Annotated in this window: 28 protein-coding genes; 7 read left to right on the top strand and 21 right to left on the bottom strand. The window is 47.8% G+C overall.

The annotated features are described in order from the left end of the window. Nucleotides 1-187 precede the first annotated feature (187 nt). From AC58UW_RS17955 to AC58UW_RS17890, 14 genes are all read right to left on the bottom strand, one after another. On the bottom strand, nucleotides 188-1,507 hold the full coding sequence (locus AC58UW_RS17955) for a deoxyguanosinetriphosphate triphosphohydrolase family protein (RefSeq protein ID WP_497421980.1): 1,320 nt from the start codon (nucleotides 1,505-1,507) through the stop codon (nucleotides 188-190). A gap of 234 nt (nucleotides 1,508-1,741) precedes the next feature. After that, complete coding sequence (gene folE, locus AC58UW_RS17950; RefSeq protein ID WP_497421979.1) at nucleotides 1,742-2,332, bottom strand: GTP cyclohydrolase I FolE; 591 nt, start codon at nucleotides 2,330-2,332, stop codon at nucleotides 1,742-1,744. A 27-nt stretch (nucleotides 2,333-2,359) separates the two neighbouring features. Next, nucleotides 2,360-2,938 (bottom strand): TetR/AcrR family transcriptional regulator, encoded by a 579-nt coding sequence (locus AC58UW_RS17945; protein ID WP_497421978.1) that lies wholly within the window; start codon nucleotides 2,936-2,938, stop codon nucleotides 2,360-2,362. Between the two features lie 133 nt (nucleotides 2,939-3,071). Continuing rightward, nucleotides 3,072-3,281, bottom strand: a complete 210-nt coding sequence (locus AC58UW_RS17940) for a YneF family protein (RefSeq protein WP_047687552.1) — start codon at nucleotides 3,279-3,281, stop codon at nucleotides 3,072-3,074. Nucleotides 3,282-3,371: 90 nt separating this feature from the next. Continuing rightward, the gene (locus AC58UW_RS17935; RefSeq protein WP_497421977.1) at nucleotides 3,372-4,403 is read right to left on the bottom strand and encodes an HD-GYP domain-containing protein; all 1,032 of its coding nucleotides are present in this window, start codon (nucleotides 4,401-4,403) and stop codon (nucleotides 3,372-3,374) included. 66 nt (nucleotides 4,404-4,469) lie between these two features. Further along, entirely contained in the window at nucleotides 4,470-5,033 is a 564-nt protein-coding gene (locus tag AC58UW_RS17930) for a methylated-DNA--[protein]-cysteine S-methyltransferase (protein ID WP_497421976.1), read from the bottom strand. After that, nucleotides 5,030-6,232, bottom strand: a complete 1,203-nt coding sequence (gene queG, locus AC58UW_RS17925) for a tRNA epoxyqueuosine(34) reductase QueG (RefSeq protein WP_497422029.1) — start codon at nucleotides 6,230-6,232, stop codon at nucleotides 5,030-5,032. Before queG ends, AC58UW_RS17930 begins: the two co-directional genes overlap by 4 nt. A 47-nt stretch (nucleotides 6,233-6,279) precedes the next feature. Further along, complete coding sequence (gene lepB / locus AC58UW_RS17920) at nucleotides 6,280-6,885, bottom strand: signal peptidase I (protein WP_497421975.1); 606 nt, start codon at nucleotides 6,883-6,885, stop codon at nucleotides 6,280-6,282. Beyond that, complete coding sequence (locus AC58UW_RS17915; RefSeq protein ID WP_497421974.1) at nucleotides 6,886-7,440, bottom strand: DUF402 domain-containing protein; 555 nt, start codon at nucleotides 7,438-7,440, stop codon at nucleotides 6,886-6,888. A gap of 141 nt (nucleotides 7,441-7,581) precedes the next feature. After that, nucleotides 7,582-8,013 carry a GNAT family N-acetyltransferase gene (locus tag AC58UW_RS17910; protein WP_497373911.1) on the bottom strand — a complete coding sequence of 144 codons (432 nt, stop codon included), beginning with the start codon at nucleotides 8,011-8,013 and terminating at the stop codon, nucleotides 7,582-7,584. Nucleotides 8,014-8,599: 586 nt separating this feature from the next. Then, the gene (locus tag AC58UW_RS17905) at nucleotides 8,600-9,802 is read right to left on the bottom strand and encodes an MFS transporter (RefSeq protein WP_497421973.1); all 1,203 of its coding nucleotides are present in this window, start codon (nucleotides 9,800-9,802) and stop codon (nucleotides 8,600-8,602) included. A 153-nt stretch (nucleotides 9,803-9,955) separates the two neighbouring features. Then, complete coding sequence (locus AC58UW_RS17900; RefSeq protein ID WP_497421972.1) at nucleotides 9,956-10,468, bottom strand: hypothetical protein; 513 nt, start codon at nucleotides 10,466-10,468, stop codon at nucleotides 9,956-9,958. After that, complete coding sequence (locus tag AC58UW_RS17895) at nucleotides 10,449-10,838, bottom strand: hypothetical protein (protein WP_497421971.1); 390 nt, start codon at nucleotides 10,836-10,838, stop codon at nucleotides 10,449-10,451. Before AC58UW_RS17895 ends, AC58UW_RS17900 begins: the two co-directional genes overlap by 20 nt. A gap of 176 nt (nucleotides 10,839-11,014) precedes the next feature. Then, the gene (locus tag AC58UW_RS17890; protein ID WP_497421970.1) at nucleotides 11,015-12,370 is read right to left on the bottom strand and encodes a TrkH family potassium uptake protein; all 1,356 of its coding nucleotides are present in this window, start codon (nucleotides 12,368-12,370) and stop codon (nucleotides 11,015-11,017) included. A gap of 208 nt (nucleotides 12,371-12,578) precedes the next feature. Here AC58UW_RS17890 and AC58UW_RS17885 point away from each other — a divergent pair, with 208 nt between their 5' ends. Further along, on the top strand, nucleotides 12,579-14,453 hold the full coding sequence (locus AC58UW_RS17885; protein ID WP_497421969.1) for a PAS domain-containing sensor histidine kinase: 1,875 nt from the start codon (nucleotides 12,579-12,581) through the stop codon (nucleotides 14,451-14,453). Nucleotides 14,454-14,498: 45 nt separating this feature from the next. Here AC58UW_RS17885 and AC58UW_RS17880 read toward each other — a convergent pair whose 3' ends face one another. From AC58UW_RS17880 to AC58UW_RS17870, 3 genes are read right to left on the bottom strand one after another with little or no spacing between them, the layout of a single operon-like run. Then, entirely contained in the window at nucleotides 14,499-15,614 is a 1,116-nt protein-coding gene (locus tag AC58UW_RS17880) for a Ger(x)C family spore germination protein (protein ID WP_497421968.1), read from the bottom strand. Beyond that, entirely contained in the window at nucleotides 15,614-16,723 is a 1,110-nt protein-coding gene (locus AC58UW_RS17875) for a GerAB/ArcD/ProY family transporter (protein ID WP_497421967.1), read from the bottom strand. Before AC58UW_RS17875 ends, AC58UW_RS17880 begins: the two co-directional genes overlap by 1 nt. Further along, nucleotides 16,723-18,279 carry a spore germination protein gene (locus tag AC58UW_RS17870; protein ID WP_497421966.1) on the bottom strand — a complete coding sequence of 519 codons (1,557 nt, stop codon included), beginning with the start codon at nucleotides 18,277-18,279 and terminating at the stop codon, nucleotides 16,723-16,725. Before AC58UW_RS17870 ends, AC58UW_RS17875 begins: the two co-directional genes overlap by 1 nt. Nucleotides 18,280-18,445: 166 nt before the next feature. Between AC58UW_RS17870 and yfhS the strand changes: the two genes are divergently transcribed. From yfhS to AC58UW_RS17855, 3 genes are all read left to right on the top strand, one after another. After that, the gene (yfhS, locus tag AC58UW_RS17865; RefSeq protein ID WP_497421965.1) at nucleotides 18,446-18,664 is read left to right on the top strand and encodes a mother cell protein YfhS; all 219 of its coding nucleotides are present in this window, start codon (nucleotides 18,446-18,448) and stop codon (nucleotides 18,662-18,664) included. 87 nt (nucleotides 18,665-18,751) lie between these two features. Further along, the gene (locus AC58UW_RS17860; protein WP_497421964.1) at nucleotides 18,752-19,363 is read left to right on the top strand and encodes a superoxide dismutase; all 612 of its coding nucleotides are present in this window, start codon (nucleotides 18,752-18,754) and stop codon (nucleotides 19,361-19,363) included. A 193-nt stretch (nucleotides 19,364-19,556) separates the two neighbouring features. Next, nucleotides 19,557-20,240 (top strand): Crp/Fnr family transcriptional regulator, encoded by a 684-nt coding sequence (locus AC58UW_RS17855; protein ID WP_497421963.1) that lies wholly within the window; start codon nucleotides 19,557-19,559, stop codon nucleotides 20,238-20,240. A 35-nt stretch (nucleotides 20,241-20,275) separates the two neighbouring features. Here AC58UW_RS17855 and mutY read toward each other — a convergent pair whose 3' ends face one another. Continuing rightward, on the bottom strand, nucleotides 20,276-21,397 hold the full coding sequence (mutY, locus tag AC58UW_RS17850; protein WP_497421962.1) for an A/G-specific adenine glycosylase: 1,122 nt from the start codon (nucleotides 21,395-21,397) through the stop codon (nucleotides 20,276-20,278). Nucleotides 21,398-21,496: 99 nt separating this feature from the next. On the opposite strand from mutY, the gene AC58UW_RS17845 reads away from it, so the two are divergent. Together AC58UW_RS17845 and AC58UW_RS17840 are read left to right on the top strand one after the other, a co-directional pair. Further along, complete coding sequence (locus tag AC58UW_RS17845) at nucleotides 21,497-22,060, top strand: hypothetical protein (RefSeq protein ID WP_497421961.1); 564 nt, start codon at nucleotides 21,497-21,499, stop codon at nucleotides 22,058-22,060. Between the two features lie 263 nt (nucleotides 22,061-22,323). Next, the gene (locus AC58UW_RS17840; RefSeq protein ID WP_497421960.1) at nucleotides 22,324-22,725 is read left to right on the top strand and encodes a c-type cytochrome; all 402 of its coding nucleotides are present in this window, start codon (nucleotides 22,324-22,326) and stop codon (nucleotides 22,723-22,725) included. Nucleotides 22,726-22,730: 5 nt separating this feature from the next. Here AC58UW_RS17840 and acpS read toward each other — a convergent pair whose 3' ends face one another. Continuing rightward, entirely contained in the window at nucleotides 22,731-23,117 is a 387-nt protein-coding gene (gene acpS, locus AC58UW_RS17835) for a holo-ACP synthase (protein ID WP_497422028.1), read from the bottom strand. Nucleotides 23,118-23,414: 297 nt separating this feature from the next. Between acpS and AC58UW_RS17830 the strand changes: the two genes are divergently transcribed. Beyond that, a complete protein-coding gene (locus AC58UW_RS17830) occupies nucleotides 23,415-24,392 on the top strand; it encodes an aldo/keto reductase (RefSeq protein WP_497421959.1) in 978 nt (325 codons plus the stop codon). Between the two features lie 316 nt (nucleotides 24,393-24,708). Here the strand turns inward: AC58UW_RS17830 and nadE are convergent, their stop codons facing one another. Beyond that, nucleotides 24,709-25,518: an NAD(+) synthase gene (nadE, locus tag AC58UW_RS17825; protein ID WP_497421958.1), complete on the bottom strand. Its 810-nt coding sequence runs from the start codon at nucleotides 25,516-25,518 to the stop codon at nucleotides 24,709-24,711. A gap of 153 nt (nucleotides 25,519-25,671) precedes the next feature. Continuing rightward, nucleotides 25,672-26,109 carry a BrxA/BrxB family bacilliredoxin gene (locus AC58UW_RS17820; RefSeq protein WP_145669054.1) on the bottom strand — a complete coding sequence of 146 codons (438 nt, stop codon included), beginning with the start codon at nucleotides 26,107-26,109 and terminating at the stop codon, nucleotides 25,672-25,674. Nucleotides 26,110-26,216 lie beyond the last annotated feature (107 nt).

The following is a 26,216-nucleotide window of genomic DNA, read 5'->3' as shown; positions in this document are numbered from 1 at the left end:
ACCCATATGCGTGCAGGATCATGCATTTTGTACATCAAATTTCAGCATTTCAGGCCAAAGCCCGCCACTTACGCCAATTTTGATGTACGATTTACATCTTATCCTAGGAATAACCCCATTTACCCGCGATTTGATGTACTTTTTGCAAGTTTTCGCATCGCACAGTGCCCTCTACTTCGCACCTCGTCTAGTCCATCTCATAGATCGAGCCAGACTTGCTCGCAAACAGCTCTGCATACACCTTCTCTGCGTACGCGTCGGTCATGCCGGATATATAGTCCGCGACGAACCGCGGCCAGCTCCAGCTGCCCATCCGGCGCTCGTAGCTATCGATCCAATCAGGTGGAATGATCCACATTCCCCTGTCTTGATCGATAAAGCTTTCCCACAACCGCTCGACGATGATCTCGCTGCGCTTCTGGAGGCGCAGCACTCGGAAATCTTTAATCAGCGTAACCCACGCCAGCTTCTTCAAAATTTCCATTGTTCGCAGGAGGTTCATATCCTCTGCCCCGTCTCTCACCATCGCGACCTTTTTCCAGCCCCGTTCAGGATCGTCCAGAATGTCCAAACGGCTTGCAAAAGAGCTCACCCAGCGTGCTTTCATCTCTCTGCGCGTACGCGATTCTTCCCGATTGCATTCGGCGAAAATCTGCTGCCACTGCTCCAGATAGTCGGTCAGCACCTTCCTAACCATTTGCTCGATATCCACCTGCTCCCAGCCGAATCTAATCTTGTTGGGATCATTCAAAATTTCCATAACCAAATGCCGGATCAATCGTTGATCCTCAAAGAATGTAGCATTCATCTGGATCTTGCCAGCCCGAATGCCGTCTTCAATATCATGCGTAGAGTACGCGATATCATCGCATAAATCCATCAATTGCGCTTCTAATGTGGAGCAGCCCTCCGGCATGTTCCATTCCCTCCGCAGCTCACGGATAATCTCCCACTCGGACGCGTATACCCCCTTGAGCCGCCCTTCTTCCTCCAGCAGGAAAGGATACTTATTAATACCAAGCAGCACAGCCGCGGTAAGGTCCAGACCGCTTTCACTGCCTGCCCTTTTTTCGAGAAACATCAGGATCCGGAAGTTCTGGGCATTGCCCTCATATTTCAAGCCATGATCCTTCAGCAGAATGTGGTTCAGCACCTCTTCCCCCTTGTGGCCAAAAGGCGGGTGACCGAAGTCGTGTGCAATAGACGCGCACTCCACAACAGTTGGGTCAATAATGAGACCCGGATGCTCTCTTTTTTGGAGAAAAGGATTGGTCCGCTCTAGTCGTTTCGCGACTTCCCTTGCAATTTGGGCAACCTCTAGCGAATGGGTCAGCCGTGTCCGATAGTAGTCGCCTGATCCAGCCCCGAACACCTGTGACTTGCCCTGCAGCCGACGAAAGGTCGGAGATTGGATCAGTCTTGCGTAATCCCGCTCAAATTCATCCCGTTCTTCACTCACTTTAGAGGAAGCGGCCTCTCCGGGCCGAAATTTCCGTATGTTATTCATCAGCTTGCCCCCTCTGGCGCTCTTGCCAACCCCCGGATTGTACACCAAGCGATTTGTATACTTGCTATCATCAGTTTATGCTATAGCATGTACGCTAGTCACCCTGGGGCTATTTATTTATAAAAGAATACTATATTCGTCCATTCGGCAACAAGCCATGCGTGCACATTCCCCGCAAAAAAAGGGATGCTGCACAAGACGATTGTCTCCATGCACACCCCTTTTACACGCTAATTACCTATTAATCAAAGATAAGAATTCAGAGCGCAGCGTTGAATCCGAACGGAAAGAACCGCGCACAGCCGATGTGATCGTCTCGCTGCCGTACTTTTTGACGCCTCTGGAGCACATGCACATATGCTCGCCTTCTACAACGACCATCACGCCATGCGGCTTCAGTACTTCATCGAGAATGTCGGCGATTTCAGACGTTATTCTCTCCTGCACCTGCAATTTGCGTGTTATTACATCGACTAGACGAGCAAATTTGCTTAACCCCGCAACTTTGCCACTCGGCAGGTACCCAACATGCACTTTGCCGAAAAATGGCGCCATATGATGCTCGCATTGGCTGTAATAGATAATATCTTTAATTATCACAAGCTCCTCATGCTGCTCATCAAAGGTTACCCCAAGAACGTCACGCGGGTTCGCCTCATAGCCCGAAAATATTTCTTCATACATGCGCGTTACGCGAGCAGGTGTGTCCAACAAACCTTCGCGGTCCACATCTTCCCCGATCAATCGCAAAATCTCCCGCACATGCTGTTCAATTAACTCACGATTCTCAGCTACTCTCGCATTTTTGTATTCGACTGATGCCAACTACTCCACTCTCCTCATTCATATCCTTTAACCCATGCAGACTGTCAAAACCTTGATCCCGTCTCTCATAGCCCTGCTGTCTTTATGCGTTTTGGTGAGCAGCATCCCGCCTTGCCAAAGGGAAACGATAGGAGCAGCCAGCTCCACAGGGGCTAGCCCCTGCAGCGATAGCTCTCCTTGTCTGCGTCCTTCTTTCAGACAGGCCTCAATCTCTGACTCCATCTCGCTGAAAAAGCGGCTGAGCGGCTTACGCAGCTCCTCTGAGCAATCGCTAAGCTCTAGCGCCAAGTTCCCGAAAAAGCATCCCTTACGGCACTCGTTCTCATCGCAGAAGCTTAACATGCGTTCGAACAATTCCAGCACGCGCTGCTTAGGCGATAGTTTAGTATTGCCCAGACTTGGTTCCAACACTGATTGCCGCATTTCATCTACCTTACGCTGAATTACCTTTAATCCCAATTCTTCTTTGCTTTTAAAATGATAGTAAAAATTGCTTTTACATACCCCGCTGCTCGACAAAATGTCTTCTAGTCCCGTTCCTTGGTAGCCATGATCATGAAATAGATCCATCGCAGCTTCCAGAATGCGGTCTTTGTTGCTTGCCATCGACTAGCCACCTCTGAATCGTACTGGTATGTCCTAATTTTACAAAACCTGACTATAATACGAAGGGCTCCTGCTGTCCGCCGATTGTACGGTTAGACAGCAAAGCCCTTTGAAGGGGATTCACACCCCTGTATTATTTCCACTTTTGGTTTTTCATCATTTGCTGCGCTTTGTTTAATTGCTGCTTATTCATGTTGTAGCCCATTTGCTTGGCCATTTTGGCCAGCATCTCGGGATTATTTTGCATAGATTCCAATTGCCTTTTCAAATAAAACACACCGATAAAAAATCCCCCGACTAAGCCCACAATCAAAGTGAGAATAGGAATAAGATAACTCCACATAACGTTGCCCCCTGCAAGTGTTAATTGGTTAGATTGCTTGCCTTATCATACCATTTCTACTTATCGCTTTACAAATGACTTGGTCATAAATCATAGAACTTGTTCAATAAATATCGTCGTATGTTTGGCCAAATCGACTTCCTTAATATCCAGCTCCCTATCCATCTGATCCTGCTTGACGATTCGGACAATCGGACGGCTCGGCAATCCGCGATGCTGACCAACAACGACGCCAGTCTCCCTGTTCGATAGACGAACCGAAGCCCCAGTCGGATAGATCGATACGGTTTTCAAAAATTGAATCAAAACCTCTCGATCCAGCTTTGTCCCCGTCAGCGCCATCATATGCTCGCATGCCTCATAAGGAAGCATTCGGCGTCCCAAGGATGTATCGAAGAGCAAGTTGTCGTACATGTTCGCAACAGCTGTAATTTTGGCATAAATATGTATTTCATCGCTGGTTAAGCCTCTTGGAATGCCCTGGCCAGTTAATTCTTCATGATGCTGGAAAGCGACATGGGCAATAAGTAAGCTGAACTCACGCTTGTTTTTCAAAAGCTCAAACCCGCGCCAAGTATGGTGCTTCCTGAGGTCAGAAGATTCATCGTCACAGGTGAGCTCAACCTTCCCCACATCATGCAGCAGGGCGCCTACGGCAAGCTCTTTCAATTGACTCTCATTGAACCCCATATTAATGCCTACGAGCACCGCCATCATGCAGACGTTGGTAGCATGTACGTACATCTCGTTATCCTTGGTCCGAATGTCGGTCAGTTGGACGAGCACATCCCGATTTTTCATCACCTCATCTAACAAGGTGTTGATCGAAATGCTCATAGCGCGAGAGTTAAATTCCTTGCCGGATTGGAGTGCCGCGAAGGTTTGCCCCATTTGCTGCATAACGATTCGTTTCGTTTCTTCTGAAATAATTTCAGGAATCTCCACATCTTCCAAGTTCGGATCCTTGATATAGATCATCGTAACACCGATGCGATTGAGCGTATTGATCATGAATACGGTTAACTGCACGCCTTCAGAAAGCAAAATTGAACCGTTGCTGGCAAATATCGTGCGACCTAAATATTGACCCGACTCAACGGAATCCAAATGTACATATTTCATAGGATCACTCCACGGTTAGTTATTGTTTGGATTCATATTCGGCCGTTCTTGGCGTTCATATGCGTTCTATGCGTTGTGTTCTATGCGTTCTACGCGTTCTACGCGTTCTAAATCAAGCAAATGTATTTTCATGTCCAATCCTCCGGCATAACCCACCAGGTCGCCGCTTACGCCAATGATGCGATGGCATGGAATGATGACTGGAATCGGATTTTTATTATTCGCGCCGCCGACCGCTCTGACGGCTTTCGGTGATTGAATCGCCTCAGCAATGTGCTTATAGGAAACTGTCTCTCCGTATGGGACGGCAAGCAGGGCGGTCCAAACTTTTTTCTGAAACTCCGTTCCCTGCAAATCCAGTTCTCCCTCAAAGCCTAAGCGTTCGCCGCTAAAATACTCCTCCAGCTGATGCACGATTGGCGCCAGGTTGGCTGCATCCTCTTGGAGCTCCGTCCCCTTGCCAAACCAACGGGAGATCCACTCTTGCAAGCTCTCTTGATTCTGAGTCATAGTGCCGAAGGCAACACGGCACAGTCCTCTAGAGCTTGTAATGAGAACGAGCGCGCCAATGGGCGTAGCAACTTCCGTATAGAACAGAACGTTCGAAGCAGCTTGTTGATCTTGTGTCATGTCGGATTCTTCTCCCCTATATGCGAGCTTGCTTGATTGGTTTGATGTGCTTGCTGAATAGCCGTGATCGCCTTCTCAATATCTTGCTGCACAGCTGATTCCTGCTCTGCTCCTTGGGCTTTGTCCAGAGCAGCAGCGGCATCATCGCCGCCTATGCGCCCAAGCGCCCACGCAGCCGTTGCCCTAATCTCAGGCCGCGGATCTTTGTGCAGCAGCTCAGTAAGGACAGGCACAGCGGAACTGTCCTTGAAGTTCCCCAGCGCGATAATCGCATTGCGCTGAATGGGCTTTTTGCCCCGCCAGGACGCCGCGATGCGTCCGTACTGCTCTTTGAAATCCTTGTTCGACATCGTGAGCAAGGGAATTAGAAGCGGCTTGACCTTCTCAGGGTCAGGCTCGAACTCCGGATGATGCGTCCAGTTCATCCCCTTATTCTTCGGGCAGACGATCTGGCAGGTATCACAGCCATAGAGCCGGTTGCCGATTTTAAGCTTATACTTATCATCGACATATCCTTTCGTTTGTGTGATAAAAGAAATGCAGAGAGATGAGTTCAGCTGTCCTGGGCCAACAAGCGCCCCTGTGGGACAAGCGTCGATACAGATCGTGCAGTCGCCGCATTGATCCATCATCGGCGTACCGGGTCCAAACGGAATATTCGTGATGATTTCGCCCAAATAGACCCATGAGCCCCATTCCGGGGTAATGACGGCGCAGTTTTTGCCGGACCAGCCGATGCCGGCCCGCTCCGCGACAGCGCGATCGACCAGCACGCCGGTGTCGACCATGCTTTGCAATCGCGCGTCAGGCATGCGCTCCGCGATGAAAGCCTCCAGCTTCGCGAGCCGGTCGCGGAGCACATCATGATAGTCGCTCCCCCAAGAGGAGCGCGAAATGATCCCCCGATACGCCCCTGGCTCGGATCGGGGCGGGTTGGCCAGCTTCGACGGGTACGCCACCGCGATGGAGATGATCGACCGCGGCGCGTCGAAGCTCAGCTCGGGATGTACCCGCTTCTCGATATCCGGCTCCTCGAAGCCGGATTCAAACCCCTTCTCCCGGTGACGGAGAAGGATGTCTTTCAGTTCTGTGAACGGCTCAGCTGACGTGAAGCCGATCTTATCTATACCGAGGGACGGCGCGGCTTCCACGATCTCTTGCTGTAGTTTTCTGATATCTGTCTCTGACGCTGCGACGATGGAAACCGCCAAAACACCCTCACCTCTCTTATGCGTTCGTTTCTACCTTAAAGCTTAGCGGCCATTGCGAATGGCCACAGCACATACTCGGCCCGGCCTTGAATCAGGCTGGCCGGAACTTCCCCAAACCTGCGGCTGTCCGCACTCGCCGCCGCATGGCGGTTATCGCCCATCACGAAGACGTGGCCCTCCCTAACCTGCGTCGGGCCAAAATCGCCGTCCTCGATGGGCGAATCCGTATACGGCTCGTCGACCTTCTCGCCGTTAACATACAAAGCGCCGCCTCGGCCTTTGACCTCGTCGCCTCCAACGGCTACGACCCTTTTCACTAAGAAAGGGTGGTGTGTAAAGGCATACTCCTCCGTCTCCTTCAGGATGACGATTTCACCGCGTTGCGGCGATTTAAAGTACGTAATCGCCTTGTTCACAAACAGCCATTCTCCCTCTTGCAGCGTTGGATCCATCGAATGTCCCCGAACCGTGGATAAATTAAATCCAAATTGATGAACAAGAATAACGACAAGAAGAGCTACGAGGATGGATTTCGTCCAATCCCACAGCTCATGGGTGAGGCTTCTTACCTCTGCCTGTTTGACATTTCTGGGCTGTGAAGCTGCTTGATTCGATTCATTGCGGCCTACAAAGAAGCTCATTTATGCTCCTCCGTTCCTATGCTTTTCCCACTGCTCGTAATAATGCATCACCAAGTCATCTTGAAATGGCGACTTGTCCGTACTTGCCAGTTCCAGAATGGCGGCAAGTCCATCCTTCACTTTTGACTCCACAAGTGTTGAATAGTGATAATTCAGTTTATGACGTTCATATTCATCTTGGTCTACGATATGCACGGAACGATCCGGCATTCGAATCACATCAAGGTCGTAGTCAATATAAGTTAGCACTTGCCCCGTCACATACATAGGAGACGCCACATTGCAGTAATATCTCACGCCTGTATCTTCAATAAGGGCAACAATGTTAAACCATTGCTTAGGAATAAAAAAAGAAACGCCAGGAATACGGCTGACCCATTCCTTACCGTCAGCTTCCTGAATCTTCGTCTGGCTGTTAATAAACACCATCATGTCTTGCTGGAGATGGTCGGCATGCAGGATGTGCGGCGGCACCCGCCAATTCGTGAGCCACATCCGGTGCAGATGTCCGTCATGTTTGAAGCTTTTTATCACATACGGCGCGAAATTATCCATGTCTCAAAGCTCCTCTATTGATAGCTGCCGATAAGTTCCCCTATTATATAGAAAAGCATATCTGACCCCCAAATGCAATGGCGGCACAGATATGCTTCCCTAGATCCACATGTATTCAAATTTCACTGCGTTACTCCGTGGCTACACGCTGACTTTCTTCACAATGCTCAAACGATGCGCAGCACGGGAAAAATCAGATGTACTGTAACCCGCAGACTCATACACAGGAAGTACGACTTCATTATGGACGTCCACCGTTACCATAATTTTGTTCACGTTCCGTTGGAGGAACCTCATTTTCATTGCTTCGATCAAAGCTTTTCCGATACCTTTTCGCTGATATTCTGTGGCAACTGCAATTCGATAGTAATAGCCGTTGTTGTTATCGATGGTGCCAATAATCATGCCCACGATTTCTGATTCTTCTTGTGCAACTAGCACAAGCTCCGTATCCCAAGAAAGTTGACGAGCAAATGCTTCCATCGTTTCCTCATAGCAGGTTTCCGACAAAACATCCTGCAAAAGTGATGTCACCGAAGACGTATCACCAAGCTGAAATGAACGAACATGCATACGGTTCTCTCCCAATCCCCTATGAATTTGTTAGGATTAATTTTATGGTAATTTAGTAAATACGACAAAAAAGGACGGAATCCTGCTGAAAATGTGTTAAAATTCACAAAAATCTTTGTTTTTTACTAAAAACCTCTTGAAAGCGCTTAAATGCAAGCGTTTTCACCAAATTGCGCGTGGATCGATGCGCAGATCGATGTCGCATACGATGTTGGACACTGCAACGATTTAGCATCGTTCGGGGATTAAGGGAGCTGGAGTCCTCTATTCGGAGGAAAACGAGGGGGTTTCCTCTATGAGCGGAACTACAAGGTCTTAACCGGGCTCCAAGGCATATTTTTCAGGTAAAATAGGCCAAAATAGCGGACTGTAGTTCCCTTGCCAAGTTGAAAATGTGCCTTTTCTAAGAAATAACGGACCATAGTTCCCTTTACGTGAGTTACCCCCCTTGCTTCAATCAGACTTCCGCCAGGTTTTGATACCTAGCTACTTTCCCCAACTTTCACTATCCAATCATGCTACTCACCGTACCGCCACCAACAAATAAAAGCCTGACGGATCAAACTCCGTCAGGCTTCGATGCTAGCTAAGTCGCTGTCGACTCTGTAACGACCGCTTGCGGGCCGCGATATTTGTAGAAAAATGCCACGCCGATCAGCGCAAGTCCGTTGATGGCAAAAACGAGAGGAATCCCGATCCAGCCGCCCAAGAAGCCGCCAATGATTGGTCCGCTCATCGTCCCCAGCTGCGTTGCAGACTGGTTCAAGCTGAAGGCCCTGCCTCGAAAGCTGGAATCTGTAAACTTCACAATCAAAGCATTTAACGCCGGATAGACGGCCGCGAAGAACAGCCCGTAACTAAATCTCAAAATACCGAATGCCAACAAATGATGAGTGCCCAGCTGCAGCAGACTACCTATTCCTCCGCCTAGAAGGCCAATGAACAGCGTTTTGGAGTAGCCGAGCTTTTGCCCAAGCTTGCCCCATCGAGGTGCTGCTATAACTGTCGCTACGCCAACCGCTGAGAAGATGATGCCCGAGTTTAGGGACGCAGAGCTTTGGGTGCCTCCCATTTGGAGGACATAGATGGTAAGCAGCGGCTCAACGATCATGACTGAGGTAGCCACCAGCATGGTGACACCGAGGATTATCATGAATGATTGATTGTGCGCAGCCGATTTCAAGTCATCCCAGACGCCGGAACGCACGGCCGAGCGGTTGAAGTTTTTTTCCTTGGCTCCGAACAGCCCAATGAAAGCCGCAACTAGTACGACACAGCCGGAGACCAGGAAGGACTCCCTGTTCCCTACCCAATGGCTGACGAAACCGCCAACCAGCGGGCCTATCACGCTTCCTGCAGCTCCCGCCGTAGACATAACGCCGAGGGCATAACCGACTTCTTTCTCCGGGGTGTTCGTGGCAACCAGCGCAATGGAGGCCGGAACGAACCCGGCCAGCAGCCCTTGCAATATGCGGACAACTAAGAACAGATAAGGATCGTGCACGAAAAACGTCGCGAAATAAAGAACGCTTAAACTGAACCCTGAACGAATGAGCATCGGCTTGCGACCATATTTGTCAGCAAGTGATCCCCAGAAGGGTGCAATTAAAGCGCTGGCTAGAAAAGTAATGCCAAATGTAATGCCCGACCATGCTTCGAGCCCTTTATCAATTCCGAGCTCTGTGTGCAGGAATATCGGCAAGAATGGAACCGATATGGTATAAGCCATCCCGCAGAAAAAAACGCCGATCCATAATGTAACCAGATTTCGCTTCCAAGAAAACTCCATTTCATTTCCCCTCCAAATGCTTCATTCTGCACGTAAGTGCTTTTCCCACTTCTCCTTGTCTCTCCCGACAACCGCGAAACGATAACCTTATTTTATCATCTTTATCCCGATAGTAGAAATTTTAAATCAACAAAGCAAAGAAGCCACTTGATTTCAGTGGCTCCCCGCTGCACGCTCCCTCAAAAATTTCTGTGTTAGATGATATACAAAAATGTACAACGTAAACACGACAAGATACACAAAAGGTGAATACCAAAGCTTCCAGCCATTATACGTAAACACGTGACAGAGGCTAGCCAGCCATTCAAAAAACACGGACATCCCCGAGAATATGACCACATAACCCATTCGGGCTATGCCTTTAAGTTTCCATTTATCATAAAAGTACAAAAAGATGTAGGTGTATGGAGGATAGCTAATATAGTAGATAACAATGTCCATCAACTCATACTTGGAGCTATCACTTACGTCGTACATATCAAAAGGTTTAACGGCAATCAGCGAATCAACCGACTGAGATATAAATACTGTAAACACAGTATACACGGTAATTGCAACTGGAGAAAAACGTTTGGGAAGTAGAAAAGCGAAGATTAATGTGACAGCGAGTGAAATCAAAGTGAACCACTCATTGATATCAAAGCGTTCAGGTGGATACAGGATCATGGCCGTCACACTTTCCAAGCATTTTTCTAAAAACCAGACAGAAACAAGTTGACTCCAACAAAGCGATATACCAGATTACTGCGGAATAACCGACGTTCCACCCCGTTAATTTCAAAATACCAAAGAGCTGAAATAAATGATAAGAGCCGGTTAAGGCTGAAAACCAGATGCTTATATAGAGGATTTTGATCAGAAACCGTGTATTCGTTTGAAAAATAGGGACGAGCAGCCACAAGGTGGCAATCGGGAAAATAATAAGTTGATTGAGCTTATAAAAGAAAAAGGCCGAATACGATTCCGTAAATTGGATCAATTTGAAATTATCTAAAATCGCTGAGTGCAGCTGTTCAATCGCAATTAAGATAACCATGTAGTAAACCCACTTTTCGAAACGGTTAAAAAGCCTCGGCATCTTTCTCAAGGAAACCACTGCGAGAGCGGATATCAAACACGTACAAACATTCAATAAGAACACGATAGAAAAAACCTCCAATCGGGAAAAGTTTTACCTTACTATTCCCAGTTGAAGGCTCCATATACAATCAGCTATCCAATCGTAATCTTCCCTTCCGGGTAGCGGAAGTGCTCTTTCTCCGGCAGTGGAATCAAAATGTAGGCGAGTGTAACGGGTCCAAGCCGCCCAATGAACATCAGAATAACAAGAAATACCTTGCCAAACTCCGTCAGCTGCGAAGTTAGTCCCATCGACATCCCCGCTGTGGCATAAGCCGATGTGACCTCAAACAATACGCCAAGAAACGGGTAGCTCTCTGTTATTGTAAGAACAATCGTGCTAATGACAATTAATGAAAAGGACAGCAGCGTAAACGTAATCGCTTTATAAATCCGATCCTTCGAAATGCGCCGGCGGAACAGCACGATTTCCTCATTGCCGCGCATCATCGCGATTACCGCGCCGACAAGAATGACGAAGGTCGTCACCTTGATGCCCCCTCCGGAGGAACCGGGTGAAGCCCCGATGAACATCATGATAATGACGAAGAACTGCGTCGCCTGCCGCATCGAGGGAATATCGATGGTATTAATGCCTGCTGAACGTGACGAAACGGACTGCAGCAGCGAGCTGAGCAGCTTGCCCATGGCGGAGAGCGGCTGCAGCGTATGCGTATTCGTAAACTCGAATATAAGGATGACCAGAGCACCGATGAAGATTAGCCCCGCAGAAGCGCTGAGCACCACCTTGCTGTGCAGGGTAAGCTTTTTATTCTTAGGATAGGTCAGCAAGTCGGAAATCACGATAAATCCGATTCCGCCTAGAATGACAAGGAGCATAGAGACGATGTTGATGAAAGGATCTTCGACATAATGCATCAAACTCCCCGGCCGGTCAGGCAAGCTGCCAAATAGATCGAAGCCGGCATTGTTGAATATCGAGATGCTGTGGAAAATGCCGAAGTATACCGCCTGCCCGATAGGCATCTCAAACGACCAGCGAATCGCATATAGTACAGCACCAGCAAGCTCAATATAGAGCGCGTATATCAATACTTTTCGAACAAGCCGGACGATTCCTTCCGTGGACTCATGGTTCATCGCTTCCTGCAGAATGAGACGCTCCTGGAAGGAGATACGTCGACGCAGAACGAGTGCAATGAGTGTGGACATGGTCATAAAACCGAGACCGCCAATTTGGACAAGAAAAATGAGTACAATTTCCCCAAAGGCTGATAAATGCGCGCCTGTATTGATCACAGACAGACCGGTTACACAAGTGGCAGAGGTGGACATGAACAAAGCATCTGTCCATGTCATTTGGCCTTCCCCCGCTAAGGAAACGGGCAAAGACAGCAGGATAGACCCAACGAATATGATTAAAACAAACCCAATAGCGAGCACTTGAGGAGGACTTAAGCGGAATTTCTTTCTCGAATTATTTATCATTGCGGGCAGCTCCGTACATAAATGAGTTTGCGACAATTGTATAATTTGGTAGAAGCAATGTAAAGAACTGTCAGTTTAAGAGGAATCTTCGCCTCACTCTAAGACTTTCCACCTAAATTATAAGTCGTAGAGGCAGGAATAAGCCCTTCCCTGGTAGAACACTTCATTGGAATCTTGAGTTAAGCCCTTAGCGGAGGTAGTTTTAGCCATGTCCATAGACCAAAGATTAATAAATGAATCTTTATTTATACAAGCTTTTAAATATGCTCCGATCGGCATGGTTCTCGTTGCACCCAATGGGCGCTTTCTCAAAGCTAATCCAGCTATTTGCTCCATCTTAGGGTATTCAGAGATGGAGTTGTCCACCCTTACTTTTCAGGAAATCACCCATCCCGAGGACTTGGTCCTTGATCTACAATTAATGACAGAACTGCTTGCAGGCAAACGGGATTCCTACCAAATGGAAAAAAGGTACTTTCATAAAGACGGACGTATCGTATGGTCCCTATTGGCTGTTTCCCTTGCCCACGATGAGGATAGTCACTCCCCATTTTTCGTATCTCAAATTATCGATATCAGCGATCAAAAGCATGCGGAAATCGAGCTGCGGGAGAAAGAACGCCTTCTTCATGATAAGGATCTACACTACCGATTCAATATGTTGAAACATCTGGAGCAAATCCATGAGCTATACCATATGATTTCAGATCATGCGCTGGATATCATTACGATTGCGTCTCCAGACGGTGTAACGCGTCACATTTCACCTGCTATTCGGAATCTGCTCGGCTATGAAATGGACGAAATCGTAGGCAGCAAAATGATGGATCTTTGGCATCCGGATGATCTGCTCGCTTTGGATCAGCGCTGTCTCCTTGTAAATTCGGATGTCGACATGTTTATATGCCGTGTTCGTCATAAACAGGGCCATTACGTTTGGTTCGAAACGACTGTCAAAATGATACGCAATGAAGACGGCGATGTCGAAAAAATAGTCGCCGTCGGCCGGGATATTACGAAACGCAAACAAGCCGAAGATGAGCTGTGCGCGACCAAGGAAAGACTTGAGTCCTTCATCAAAAACAACGGGGACGCGATCTGGGTCATTGACCGTGACGCGAAGGTCGTTGAAGTCAATGCAGCTTTCGGCAAGCTTTTTCAGTGGGAATCCGAAGAAATTATTAATCATACGCTGCCCATCACACCACCGAATCTCGTTGATCAAACAAAGAGGCTTCACGAGCAAGTTCTATTGGGGCAATCGGTCATCGGTTTCGAAACGATTAGAATGCGCAAAGATGGAACCCTGGTTGATGTGAGCACGACGCTATCTCCTATTCATGACACTACGGGCCAAATTATTGGCATAGCCGGCACCTGTCACGACATTACGGAAAAGAAACAGGCCGAGCAACTGCTAATTAACTCGGAGAAGCTCTCTATCGCTGGTCAATTAGCTGCGGGAATCGCCCATGAGATCCGTAATCCGATCACAGCGATTAAAGGCTTCATTCAGCTCATAAAATCGGGGGTTTCCGATAAAAAAATGTATTACGAGATTATGTCATCGGAGATCGAGCGCATCGAAATGATTCTCAGCGAGCTGCTAATTTTGGCAAAGCCTCAAATGATCCACTCCGATCGCAAAGATATTCGTAATCTTCTGGCGCAAGTAACTACCTTGTTAGAATCCCAAGCAATTCTTAATAATGTCGAAATCATAACGGAGTGTGAATCAGATCTTTCTCCGATTTTGTGCGATCAGAATCAGTTGAAGCAGGTTTGCATCAATTTTATTAAAAATGCGATAGAGGCTATGGAACTTGGCGGAACCCTCCTCATTCAAGTGAAAACACAGAACGAGAACAGCCTGATTCTGCGCTTCATCGATCATGGCTGCGGAATCCCCGAGCACATTTTAACTAAGCTTGGACAGCCCTTCTATACAACGAAGGAAAAAGGAACAGGCCTTGGATTCATGGTCAGCAAAAAAATTATTGAAAGTCACAACGGAACGGTAAGCGTATTCAGTAAAGAAAATGAGGGAACAACGGTCGAAGTTTGTCTTCCGACCTTTAGCTAAGTGAATAGAGTCATTCTGCCCTGGCAGGATGGCTCTATTCTTACCCTACTTAACTTCGCCTACATCCTTAACTATCGCATTTACATGCACATTTACTTCTGCCTTGGCAAATACCTCCCCCCAACGATCATCTACCTTCTTCCATTCTTCATATTGATGTGCACGTGCGAACAAACCAAGTCCGATCGGATCGATTTGGTGCTGCTGAAACTTGTCAATGAGTTCTTTCATCTGCTTGTCCAATTGCGTTTTGATCATCTTTTCCAGTTTCTTCCCTTCCTTCTCTACATCCAAAGCGAATAACTTCTCCGTTATGAAAATAGGTAGAGTCAGCCCGATATCAAAATGGAATTGATCTTGTGAATAAGACACCTTCACTTTCCTCGTGAAATGCATGATATAAAAAGTGACCGCACCTTCCGAAAAAAGGTCGTCCCTGCTCTCTTCCGGCAATTGAAGGGAATAGGAAAGACTGCCTTCTATCCCTCCCTGCAGCAATAGCAGAAGTTGATTTTCTCTCGCGTTCAACCTAGCTACATATTTTCCTTTCTTATTCAGCAGTGCGGTCCCCGTCGCGACAATTTCTCCATTTTTGCGCAATTGCGGGAGGTATGGCGTTATTCCCTTTTCATACACCTGACTGTGCAGATTATGGAGTGTTGTCGCCGCAATCAGATTTCTCTCCTTTGCTGTATCAATAAGCGTAGCCACATGCAAAGGAAGCCTCCTTTTATTCAGGGGCTTAAAGAAAATAATATCCTCAACTGGACCATCAACAGCAATAACCTTCGCCAGAATATTCGATTTGGAATCTCGGAAGCAGATGTCCAGCATCTTGAGCCATCCCTCGTGCTCTAGAACGCGCGATCCAACAAGAATACTTTGGACTTTACCAGAACTTATAAGCGCTGAAACACGAGCATCCAATTCGTTTCTCGCTCCTCTCACGGTCGGGGAATACACCTTGGTTTGCTCATTTTTTTCCTTCGCTTCCTTATTGAAGACAGGACTTGAAGAATAAAATACAAGATTATTGTCCTTGTCCAGATCTATACCCAACATAAGAAGAAGGGAAATATCCTCCAAGTCAGTCCGATCATCACATCCTGGAAGTACCAACAGCATGGCGATCAGGAGCAGCATTGCTCTTCGAACCCGCATCAATTCCGCCACCTCACTATCCAATTCCTCATGATAAGAAGTCCCCATAAAACAAAGGGAAGCAAGTACGCTACACCCACTCCAAACTGATTAAAACGCGTGATCCAAACTTTACTTTGGTGCCAACTCAGATCCCAAAAGAAGGTAAGCACGATCATGCCAGCCAGCAGAACGATCATATGTGCATTCGTTTTCCCTTTTGCAACCAATTGCTCCGTGCATTGTACGGCAATATGAAGAGCTGGAAACCACGTTTTACAAATAAGGAGTACATACACGGATAAAAAAATAATATCGAATCTCTCCAGAAAACGAAATTCGATGATTTTCGCAGCGGAAAGCGGTGCTAGTTGGTACTGGGTGATTTCATCCGGGCTGAAGACAACAAAACAAATGATCGTTACAAATAAATACACCGCAAGAGTTAGGGTATTAGCGATTACCACGCTGGCGGAAGCTGACTTTTTATTTTCTAAATAAGGGTAAAAAAACAACACGCCTTCAAATCCCAAGAAGGAGAGGATCGTCGAGCTTACACTATGCCAGACCGGCATCCAACCCTCTTTTAGAACCGGAAGCAGATTGATCCAATTTGCCTCCTTAAATACATATAGCAGGATGAACGGCATCCATATGGTGCTTAAAATCACGACCTCCGCGAAACGTCCTAAACTTCGAACGCCTCCCTTCACGACCATAAAGGCTGGCACAACAAACAACAACATGAGTACATAAGTATAAGATTGCTGCATAATCCACGTTTTAATGAGTAAAGCCATTCTGCCAAAAATTAAATAGGCGAACATCATCATATAGGCCGCAAAGATTATCGTTAAAAGGGTGCCGGACCATTTGCCAAAGTAATGCCTCACCAACTGAATAACGGTTCCATTAGGGTATTTTTCCATGACCTGGATCATAGCCAGACTCGCCACAACAGAACATACCCAGCCCCCAAAAATTGCGATCCACCCATCTGTACCGCTAATTCCTGCCAAATCAGATGGCATCGTTATCACGCCTACCCCTACCTGCATCCCATGAATCAAAAAGATAAACTGTAAACGCGTTATTTTGTTGTTTATATAGGTATTTCCTGTCTGTGGCATTAGTTGTCATCACCTTCTGCGCGTTTTGGAGCCATCTTCTTTTTCTGAAGAGTTCTTATACTTTGGGGGCGCATAACCATCTTCCACAATGGCAGACGTACGAAACTGTCTTTCCAATCCCCTAGACGTATGGGGGCAATAGGTGAGGTATAGGACTGACCAAGTGATTTTACATTAATGAGGTGCGCGATCAGAACCATGTATCCCGCTATGATCCCGACAATGCCAAAAATAGAGGCAATAATCATCATAGGAAATCGAATTAACCGAATGGAAGAGGCCATGTCATAGTTAGGCAGGATGAAGGAAGCCACCGCCGTGGATGCCACGATCACAACCATAAGGTTGCTGACGAGCCCGGCTTGAACAGCCGCTTGTCCGATGACAATCCCACCCACGATGCCTACCGTCTGGCCTACAGGAGCTGGCAATCGAATGCCGGCTTCACGGAGCATTTCAAGCATAATCTCCATGATTAATGCCTCGATCAGCGGTGGATACGGAACTGCAGCCCTGAATTCACCGATCGATAATATGAGATCTAAGGGAATCACCTCATGATTGAAAGAAATACAGGCAATATAGATACCTGGCAAGAATGCGGCAACAAAGCATGCCAAAATGCGCAGCAACCGAAGAAAAGTCGCAACAGGCCAGCGCATACTGTAATCATCAATACCTTGGAAGAAGGAGACGAGACTCATCGGTGCAATCAAGACGCTCGACGAGCGGTCTAACACAACGCAAATTCTTCCTTGCAAAATTTGAGAGGCAGCTGTATCCGGACGCTCTGTTGTAATAAACTGCGGAAACAAAGAAAAGGCATTATCCTCGATATACTCCGCTAGTTCTCCTGTATTTAAAATGCAATCCACATCCAGCTTCGTAAGTCTATTTTCCATCTCCACCAAAAGTTCGGGCAAAACAATATCTTCTAAATACAAAATAGAAACCTTGCTTTTGGCTCTTCGGCCTACGTAATACTCTTTGATTTTCAACTCCGTGCTGCTAATATACCGGCGAATTAAGGCGATATTTTGAGCATCAGTCTCGACAAAGCCTTGGTGAGCTCCCTTCAATGACGCTTCGATCTGCGAGTCCGTAATCGCCCTTTGCGGCCAGCCCTGCGTATCCATGGCATAGGCTTGAGGAAGTCCATCAATGAATAGGACGCTATACCCGTGCAAAATAGATGTTTCTATCTGCTCCCATGTCACGATGGTGCTCATAAGTCCAAGCGTTACAGGCAGCTCGCCCTCTGTATCTACATTGTGAAACATGAGCTGACGCAAGACATTGTTGTTGATGGAATTTTTATCTACAAGTCCAGACAGATACACAAGTGCCGCTTGACTATCGGTTTGTTTATAAATAAATGTACGGATGACCAAATCCGGTGTTTTGTTAAAAATCATCTGCAGTGACTTTACATTCTCTGTAAGAGTTGAATGCAGTGAATTACTCGCTTGTGCAATATTACTGTTCTGCCCCGGTTCGGCCGCTTGAATGAATATTCGGTTCGTCCAACGAAATAATCGGCGAACAAAACTCATCATGTACACCCTCTTACCTCATCCATTGTCGTCGTCTCATTTTCCCTTGAATTTCCATGGATTATTCATGCTTATTTTACTGGACCAGAGAAATTCAGTTTTCTGTAATTAGCTGTGTATAAAAAGTGGAAAAATTTCGGAGTATATAGGAGGAATGCGAGGTGAAACCATGTCTACCCACGAGGAATCCAATTCAGAATCCAATTCAGAGTATCCGCGGAAAATCCGCGACTTCCAAGTACTCAGCACGATAAAGCCCAGTGAATGGACGGAGATTGAGCTCCACAACAGCCACAGGCAAATGAGCGATTTATCCCCTTGGCTGAGTGAGCAGGGCACCCATATCCACAGTCAAGTCATTCAGGAAATCGAACGTCGCGGCGTCTGACTTAGTAAACATAGATGTTGCTTTATTATCGAAATTCCTTCATAATGAAGAAGTTGAATCTACATAATTTTAGGAGGTATTTATACAATGGCACATCAACTACCAGCTCTTCCTTATGCGAACGATGCACTTGAGCCACACATCGATGCTAAAACGATGGAAATTCACCACGATCGTCACCATAACGCTTACGTGACTAACTTGAATGCAGCTTTGGACAAGCACCCTGAACTGCACGATAAATCCCTTAACGATCTGATTGCTGACCTGAACAGCCTTCCTGAAGATATTCGCACTGCTGTTCGCAACAACGGTGGCGGACACGCGAACCACTCCCTGTTCTGGGAAGTTATCGGACCAGAAGCTGGCGGAGCACCTGCAGGTACGCTTGCAGCAGCTATCGAAAGCGAGCTTGGCGGTTTTGACAAATTCAAAGCTGACTTCGCTGCAGCAGCAACAACACGCTTTGGTTCCGGCTGGGCTTTCCTAGCTGTTGACAAAGCTGGCAAATTGAAAGTATACAGCTTGCCTAACCAAGACAGCCCGATCATGGAAGGCGAAACGCCAATCCTTGGACTTGATGTTTGGGAGCATGCTTACTACCTGAACTACCAAAACAAACGTCCTGATTACATCGCAGCGTTCTGGAACGTTGTGAACTGGGCTGAAGTTGGCAAGCGTTACGACGCTGCGAAATAAGCTAGCCATACAAGGAGCTGTCCTACGAGTAGATCTATCTACTTGGGGGCAGCCCTTTTTCATTTGAGCCACCCTGTGGTGACCTAAAGATATCCTCCTTAGGGACTATTAATGGCGGAAGTTGTTTACGGTTTTTCGGGAAAGTAGTACGATAACGGTAACCAATATTATCCTGAAATGAGATGAGAGCAAGGTGAAAACAATCGTCCCCCTACTTCAAAACGTTCCTCTTTTTCAAGAACTCTCACAAACCGATTTATTAGGTATTGCCCCTTTATTTGTAGAAAAAAAAGTGAAGAAGGGCAGCATTCTATTCTTGGAAGGCGATGCAGGCGAGGAGTTATTCCTTATCAAATCAGGTGTCGTCAAAATATATCGGTTGGATGAAGCCAAGGAAATCATTCTGGCTTTATTTCGGGACGGGGATTTTTTTGGTGAAATGTCTCTGATAAGCGCTGGTCTTACCCGGTCGGCAACTGCAGAAACGCTGGAAGCCTGCACACTCTATGCTTTGAAGCGCACCTCCTTCGTGCAATACATGGAAAAGAGCCCTAAGCTATGCTTAAAGCTCTTGGAAACCACTATGGGGCGACTGCGTCAAGCCAATGACCAAATCTACGATCTAACGTTTCTGGGTGTACGCTCACGAATTATTAAAACGATCATCCGCCTCTCTGAGCAGCATGGTGTTCCTGCACAGGACGGCCTGCTGATTGATGTCAAACTGACTCATCAGCAGCTCGCCAATATGGTTGGCACCGTGCGGGAGTCCGTTACCAAGGTGCTGCAAGAGCTGCAGGACGATGAACTCATACATATTGATAAAAAGTTAATCACATTAATCAATGTGGAAGCTATTAAGGCCGAGATTCGCTAAATCCAGAGGATTAGGAGCGATGGAGCAGAGAGTGCCTACTCGCTGCTCTCCTGCCACTCTTTCATAATTCGAATGAACACATTCGGGAAAGCGTACTGCTGCAGCTCATCCGGGCCTACCCAGCGGTAATGGAACGGAATCCATTCCCCCCCGTTTGTGGGATGGCTCAAGCTGGTCAGCTTAGCGCGAATAACTTTCATTTTCCAAACAATATGGCTGAAAATATGCTCTGTATCCATGAACCATTCGCCAGGCTGAATGATGATTTGCTCCTGATCTGCAAGCGCCTTGCGCAGCACATCCTTGTTCTCCTCATCGGAGAGCCATCCCTCAGGCTCCCACGCCACATGCGGCAGCTCCCACATGCGGGCTAACAAGCCCTCCTGCGGACGCTGTCTGATCAGCCATTTGCCCTCATTCTCACCCGTGCCTTCAATTAAAGCCACTGCCCGCAGCTCAGGACGAGGCGGTTTGGCTTTCTTTTTGATGGGCAGAGCTTCCTCCATGCCGGCTTCACGCGCAGAGCAATGCGCCATGACTGGGCACGTCAAGCAGTGCGGCGACCGAGGCGTACATACCATAGCCCCAAGCTCCATCAGCGCTTGATTGAAGTCACTCGCCGTTCCTTCCAGAATCAGCTCGCGCGCCAGCTTCTCCATGCGGGTCCGAGTCGCCGGCTTCATGATATCTTCTTCAATGAGGAAATATCGCGACAACACGCGCATGACATTACCGTCTACAGCCGGCTCCGGCTTATTGTAGGCAATGCTTAGAACCGCTCCAGACGTATAGGGCCCAACACCTTTTAACGATGAAATCTCTTCTTTCGTCTGCGGCACGACGCCGCCATAACGCTCGTGAACTTCGCGCACCGCATTTTGAAGATTCCTTGCACGCGAATAATAGCCTAGCCCCTCCCAGGCCTTCAGTACATTCTCCTCAGGTGCAGTCGCAAGGGCTTCTACTGTTGGAAATTGATCGATGAACCGATGGAAATAAGGAATGACCGTATCCACTCGGGTTTGCTGCAGCATGACTTCGGAAATCCATATATAATAAGGGTTTTTACTTCTTCGCCATGGTAAATCACGTTTGTGCGTATGGTACCAATCCAGTAAATTTGTGGAAAAATAAAGCATTTGTTCTTGACTGTACATGAGCTCTCCTTCTCTATAGGGCGCGTTCCAGTTATAATGAATGAATGGACATGACTCCATTATACGAGAATTGCGGAACATAAAACTAGAGGTGAATGTATGCAAAACGAGAAGCAAGTACATAAAAGGAAAATATGGATCGGCGAAGCACGCGCCCTCCTCCCTTTACTTTTCATCTGGGGTGCGGAGTGGATATTCAGTGCGCTTGTGGATATAGCAATCTATTGGCACGATCTGGATTGGCTCAAACAAGCCGCTCTCCTTACGGCTGTCGTAGCGAGCTTAGTGCAGCTATGGAGTCTGCGGAAGGATTTCCGAGCTGACGGGGAGGGCTTGAAGGACCAAAGCGGCTGGGGTCACCCGGCTTTGCTGTTACTGCCAGGCGTGATGCTGATTGCCGCTATCGCTTTGCTCGAGGCAATTGGCGCTATTGGGCCACTATTCGCCCCTGTGCTGCGAGCATTCATTCTCGCGATCGGATTTGTACAGATTGGGCTGCTGCTGGGCAGACCATTGATTTATTTGGGATTGTGGCTGTTCGCCCTATCCGCTGTGATGGGCGTGTGGTATTTGGGGTACTCCGCCGTCATACTCGAAGGCATGGGCGGCATCAGTCTCATCGTGAGCGGATATATGCTGCGCGTTTGGGGGCGGCAGAACTAGGAAGCTGCGTGGAGGTATCCGGAGAAAGACCTGCAGAAAGTGCAGGTAATTTCGCAGGGATTAGTCATTTAGAGAAAAAGACCTGCAAAACCTACAGGTAATTTCGCAAAATTGGCTCGATTAAAGCTTGTTGAACGAAATTAGATGTACAAAATACAGGAAATTAATCAAATCGAGGCATGGATGTAGATTTTGATGTACCTTTTACATGATTCACAGAAGTGTAAGGCGAACTTTCAGCGGCAAATAGGAGGACACTCGCTATGAGACAAAGCAAAGAAGCCATGCTGCGCACAGCATGGCGGAGGCGAATCGGCGCACTCTTCGTGGCGCCGATGGTGCTCGCGTTAGCCGCGTGCGGCGGGGCTTCAAGTGGCGAAGCCACACCGAAGCCTCCGGTCGCCACCGCAGCAAGCGAGAGCAACCCTGCGTTCGTGAAGGCGCAGGAGCTCTTCACTGCGAACAAGTGCATCAGCTGCCACGGCGTTGATCTGGCTGGCCGAGCCGGCGCCAAGACCAATTTGCAGAAGGTCGGCAGCCAAATGACCAAAGAGCAAATCACCGGCCAGATCAAAAATGGCGGCGGCGGCATGCCTGCGTACAGCAGTAAGCTGTCCGAGGAAGAAATCGGCCTGCTGAGCGACTGGCTCGGCTCCAAAAAATAGCAGCCCTAGAGCTGCTCCACAATCGCATAGGCGGCAGCCATCGATTCCGTATGCGTAATGCTAATATGGATGCGCTGGCTGCCTATTAAGCCTGCCCGCTGCAGCGCTTCTTCGCGCACGTGGCATACCGGTTTGCCCAGCCCATCGGGCAGCACCTCTACGTCCTGAAAGCCAATCTGCTTGCCAATGCCGCAGCCGATTGCTTTGACAATCGCTTCCTTCGCCGCAAAACGGCCGGAAGCAAACTCCGCTAACCGCCCTCGGCGTTTCTGCGCAAGCTCTCTCTCCTGAGGTGTCAAAATCCGCTCCAGAAACCTTTCGCCCGCTGATCCTTCCAGCATCTTGCGCACTCGCGCAATTTCCACTAAATCCGTTCCGACGCCAATAATCATCGCTCGTGAGCACCACTTTTCTTGCCATGTTTTGCGTCCACTGTACACGATTCGTTCCTCATGGTCAAGGGGATCTTTTTACTTTCAGCATGCTTACAGGGTGGTTCCTAGTTACATCCAAGCTGCTTCCAAGTAACTTCCGAGTCACTTTCAAAGTATTTCCACACTGCTTCCTAACCACCTCCAAATCACTTCTAGTTACTTCCAGGTAAGTAAGTTACCCTATTTTCAGTTCTTCTGCCAAGCAGGAACTAGGCGTATACTGTACATAGATTAAGAGCTGGGAGGCCTACTTATATGAGAATAATGCCACTTGAAAAACGTGGAATATCGAATAGCCGAATTGCTTTTGGATGTATGGGCATTGGCGGGGATTGGACGGCAGCTCCCTTGACTAAGGAAGACTATATCGTTGCCGAGAAAGCTGTGGAAGCTGCGCTTTCCATTGGCATCACCATGTTCGATCATGCGGATATTTATAAAAGAGGAAAGTCCGAAGTTGTTTTCGGGGAAGTCCTTAAGCAAAGACCTGATCTTCGCGATCAAATCATTCTTCAATCCAAAGTGGGCATTCGTTTCCAGGATGATGCGAATCCACAGCGTTTTGATTTTAGCAAAAATCACATGATTCCCGCAGTCGATGGCATTCTCAGCCGTCTAGGCGTGGAGCACCTGGATGTCCTGCTGCTACACCGTCCAGATCCGCTTATGGAACCGGAAGAGATTGCAGAAGCTTTTAATCTTTTGCGTTCTGCCGGCAAAGTGCGTCACTTCGGCGTCTCCAATATGACCGCTGCGCAAATGCGCTTCATTCAAAATTCCTTGCCGGAACCGCTTGTGGTGAACCAGCTGGAACTGAGCTTGGCTCGCCTGGACTGGATTGAACAAGGTATCCTTGTCAATCAAAAAGCCGGCGTAGGCGTCAACTTCGCCGATGGCATCCTAGAGCACTGCCAGATGGCGGATATTCAAATTCAGGCATGGGGCCCTCTGGCGAAAGGCATTTTCTCCGGCAAAGTGTTGGAAGATGCGCCGGACAACGTCGTAAAAACCGCAGCCCTCGTTCAGAAGCTAGCTGCCGAGAAAGAAACAAGCCTAGAAGCCATCGTACTCGGCTGGTTAATGAAGCATCCGGCTCGCATTCAGCCGGTCATCGGCACTTCATCTGTTGAGCGCATACTGGCTTGCCAAGATGCGATCCGCGTTTCTGAAAATATGACACGCGAAGAGTGGTATACGCTGCTTGAGAGCTCACGTGGAGTTCGCGTTCCTTAGGTTTCGCACCTGCTCGCTGTCCCGCAAATTCAAATAGATGGAATTCCTACCGCTAAATTCTTGATAGGATCGCCACCTGAGCAATTAACAGGAATTTCTCCCGTTAATATTAAGCTTTAGGCTCAAACAAGTAGATTTCTACTAATTTAGCGGTACTTTATCCAGTTAATTGGAATAAACACCCATTTCAGAGTAGAATTAACGCCAGATTTTCCAGCTAACGTATTTCGGTCACACGGTCACTCCTCCGATGATCTGCTTCTGAGCATACAAACAACCCCCGACCTGAGAAGGCCGGGGGTATTTATTTACGTGCTTAAATACCCGGAATAGGAATGCGTTTATGCTCCGTTTTGAGATACTGCTTCTCCAGCTTCTCTTGGACCGCTGGATCGATTTGCTTGCCTTCCAGGTAGTCGCTGTTATCGCCATATGTAATGCCGAGCTCATTCTCGTCCGTCTGACCGTCCCATAATCCGGCAGTCGGGGCTTTGTCCAGCACGCTTTGCGGAACGCCCAGCTTCGCTGCAAGAGCGCGCACTTGCCGCTTATTTAGCGTGCTCAGCGGTGTGATGTCGACGGCGCCGTCGCCATATTTGGTAAAGAATCCGGTAACCGCTTCGGAGGCATGATCTGTGCCCACAACGATTAGGCCCAGTTCAAAGGCAAGTGCATACTGCATCACCATGCGCGTCCGCGCTTTGATGTTGCCTTTGCCGCCACGGCTCACATGCTGGTGAACGCCGATATGCTTGAGCCCGTACTCGACTTCAATGGCGATTTCGTCGACAGCTTCTTCAATATTGTTCTCGATTTGATATTTCAAATCGAACGCTTTGGCCACCGCGTAGCTATCCTCGATGTCTACTTGCTGACCGTATGGTTGAAACACGCCAACCGTCTTGTACTCGGTGCCCTTCTCCGCAGTCAGCTCGTCCGTCGCTTGCTTGCACAAACCTGTCGCTACAGCGCTATCGATTCCGCCGCTGATTGCGATCAGCAGGCCGTTTGCTTTCGCGCCAAGCACATAATTCTTCAGAAAGTCCACACGTTTGCGGATTTCTTCGTCACTATCAATTTCCGGCTTAACGCCAAGCTTCGCGATAATTTCTGCTTGCAAACTCATGCCTCTCTCCACCTTTTCTATAGTGTCAAACCAACCTTCTTTGAAATCTAGTATAGACTTTCAACTCCGAAATTTCAAAGAATAATCGCATTTTTCTGCCCATAAAAAGGAAAAGACCCGCATGCATCAGCTGCAATAGCGGGTCGTTATTCCTTATTTGCAATATTCGTTGAAAGCACCGATCAAATCGCCAGCGATCATATCTGCGGAACGGTCTTCAATTTGGTGACGTTGGATGAAGTGAGTAAGCTCACCGTTCTTGAACAATGCGATGGATGGGGATGATGGCGGGTATGGTGCCAAATATTCACGAGCCTTCGCAGTTGCATCCTTCTCTTGACCCGCGAACACAGTGTATGTGTACGTTGGCAGTGTATCATTTTGAAGCGCTTTGGCTACACCAGGACGACATTGACCTGCTGCGCATCCGCAAACGGAGTTGATAACCAGCAGCATCGTGCCGTCTTTGGACTTCTCAATCGCTTCGTCCACTTGCTCCGGAGTCAGAAGCTCCGTAATTCCCAGACGAGTCAAATCTTCCCTCATCGGTTTAACCATATCTTTCATGTAAGAATCAAAAGACATTGCCATATGTTCCACCCCTTAGGATTTAATAGTTACTCTCAAAACGTAATCGTTACAACTTATATTATACATCCGATGGCGGCGAATGCAAAGTACTAGTCGACCTGTTCCAT

Source organism: Paenibacillus sp. J22R160, assembly GCF_059692135.1.
Note: the sequence above shows the minus strand (reverse complement) of the source record. Positions and strands in the feature narration are given on the sequence as shown.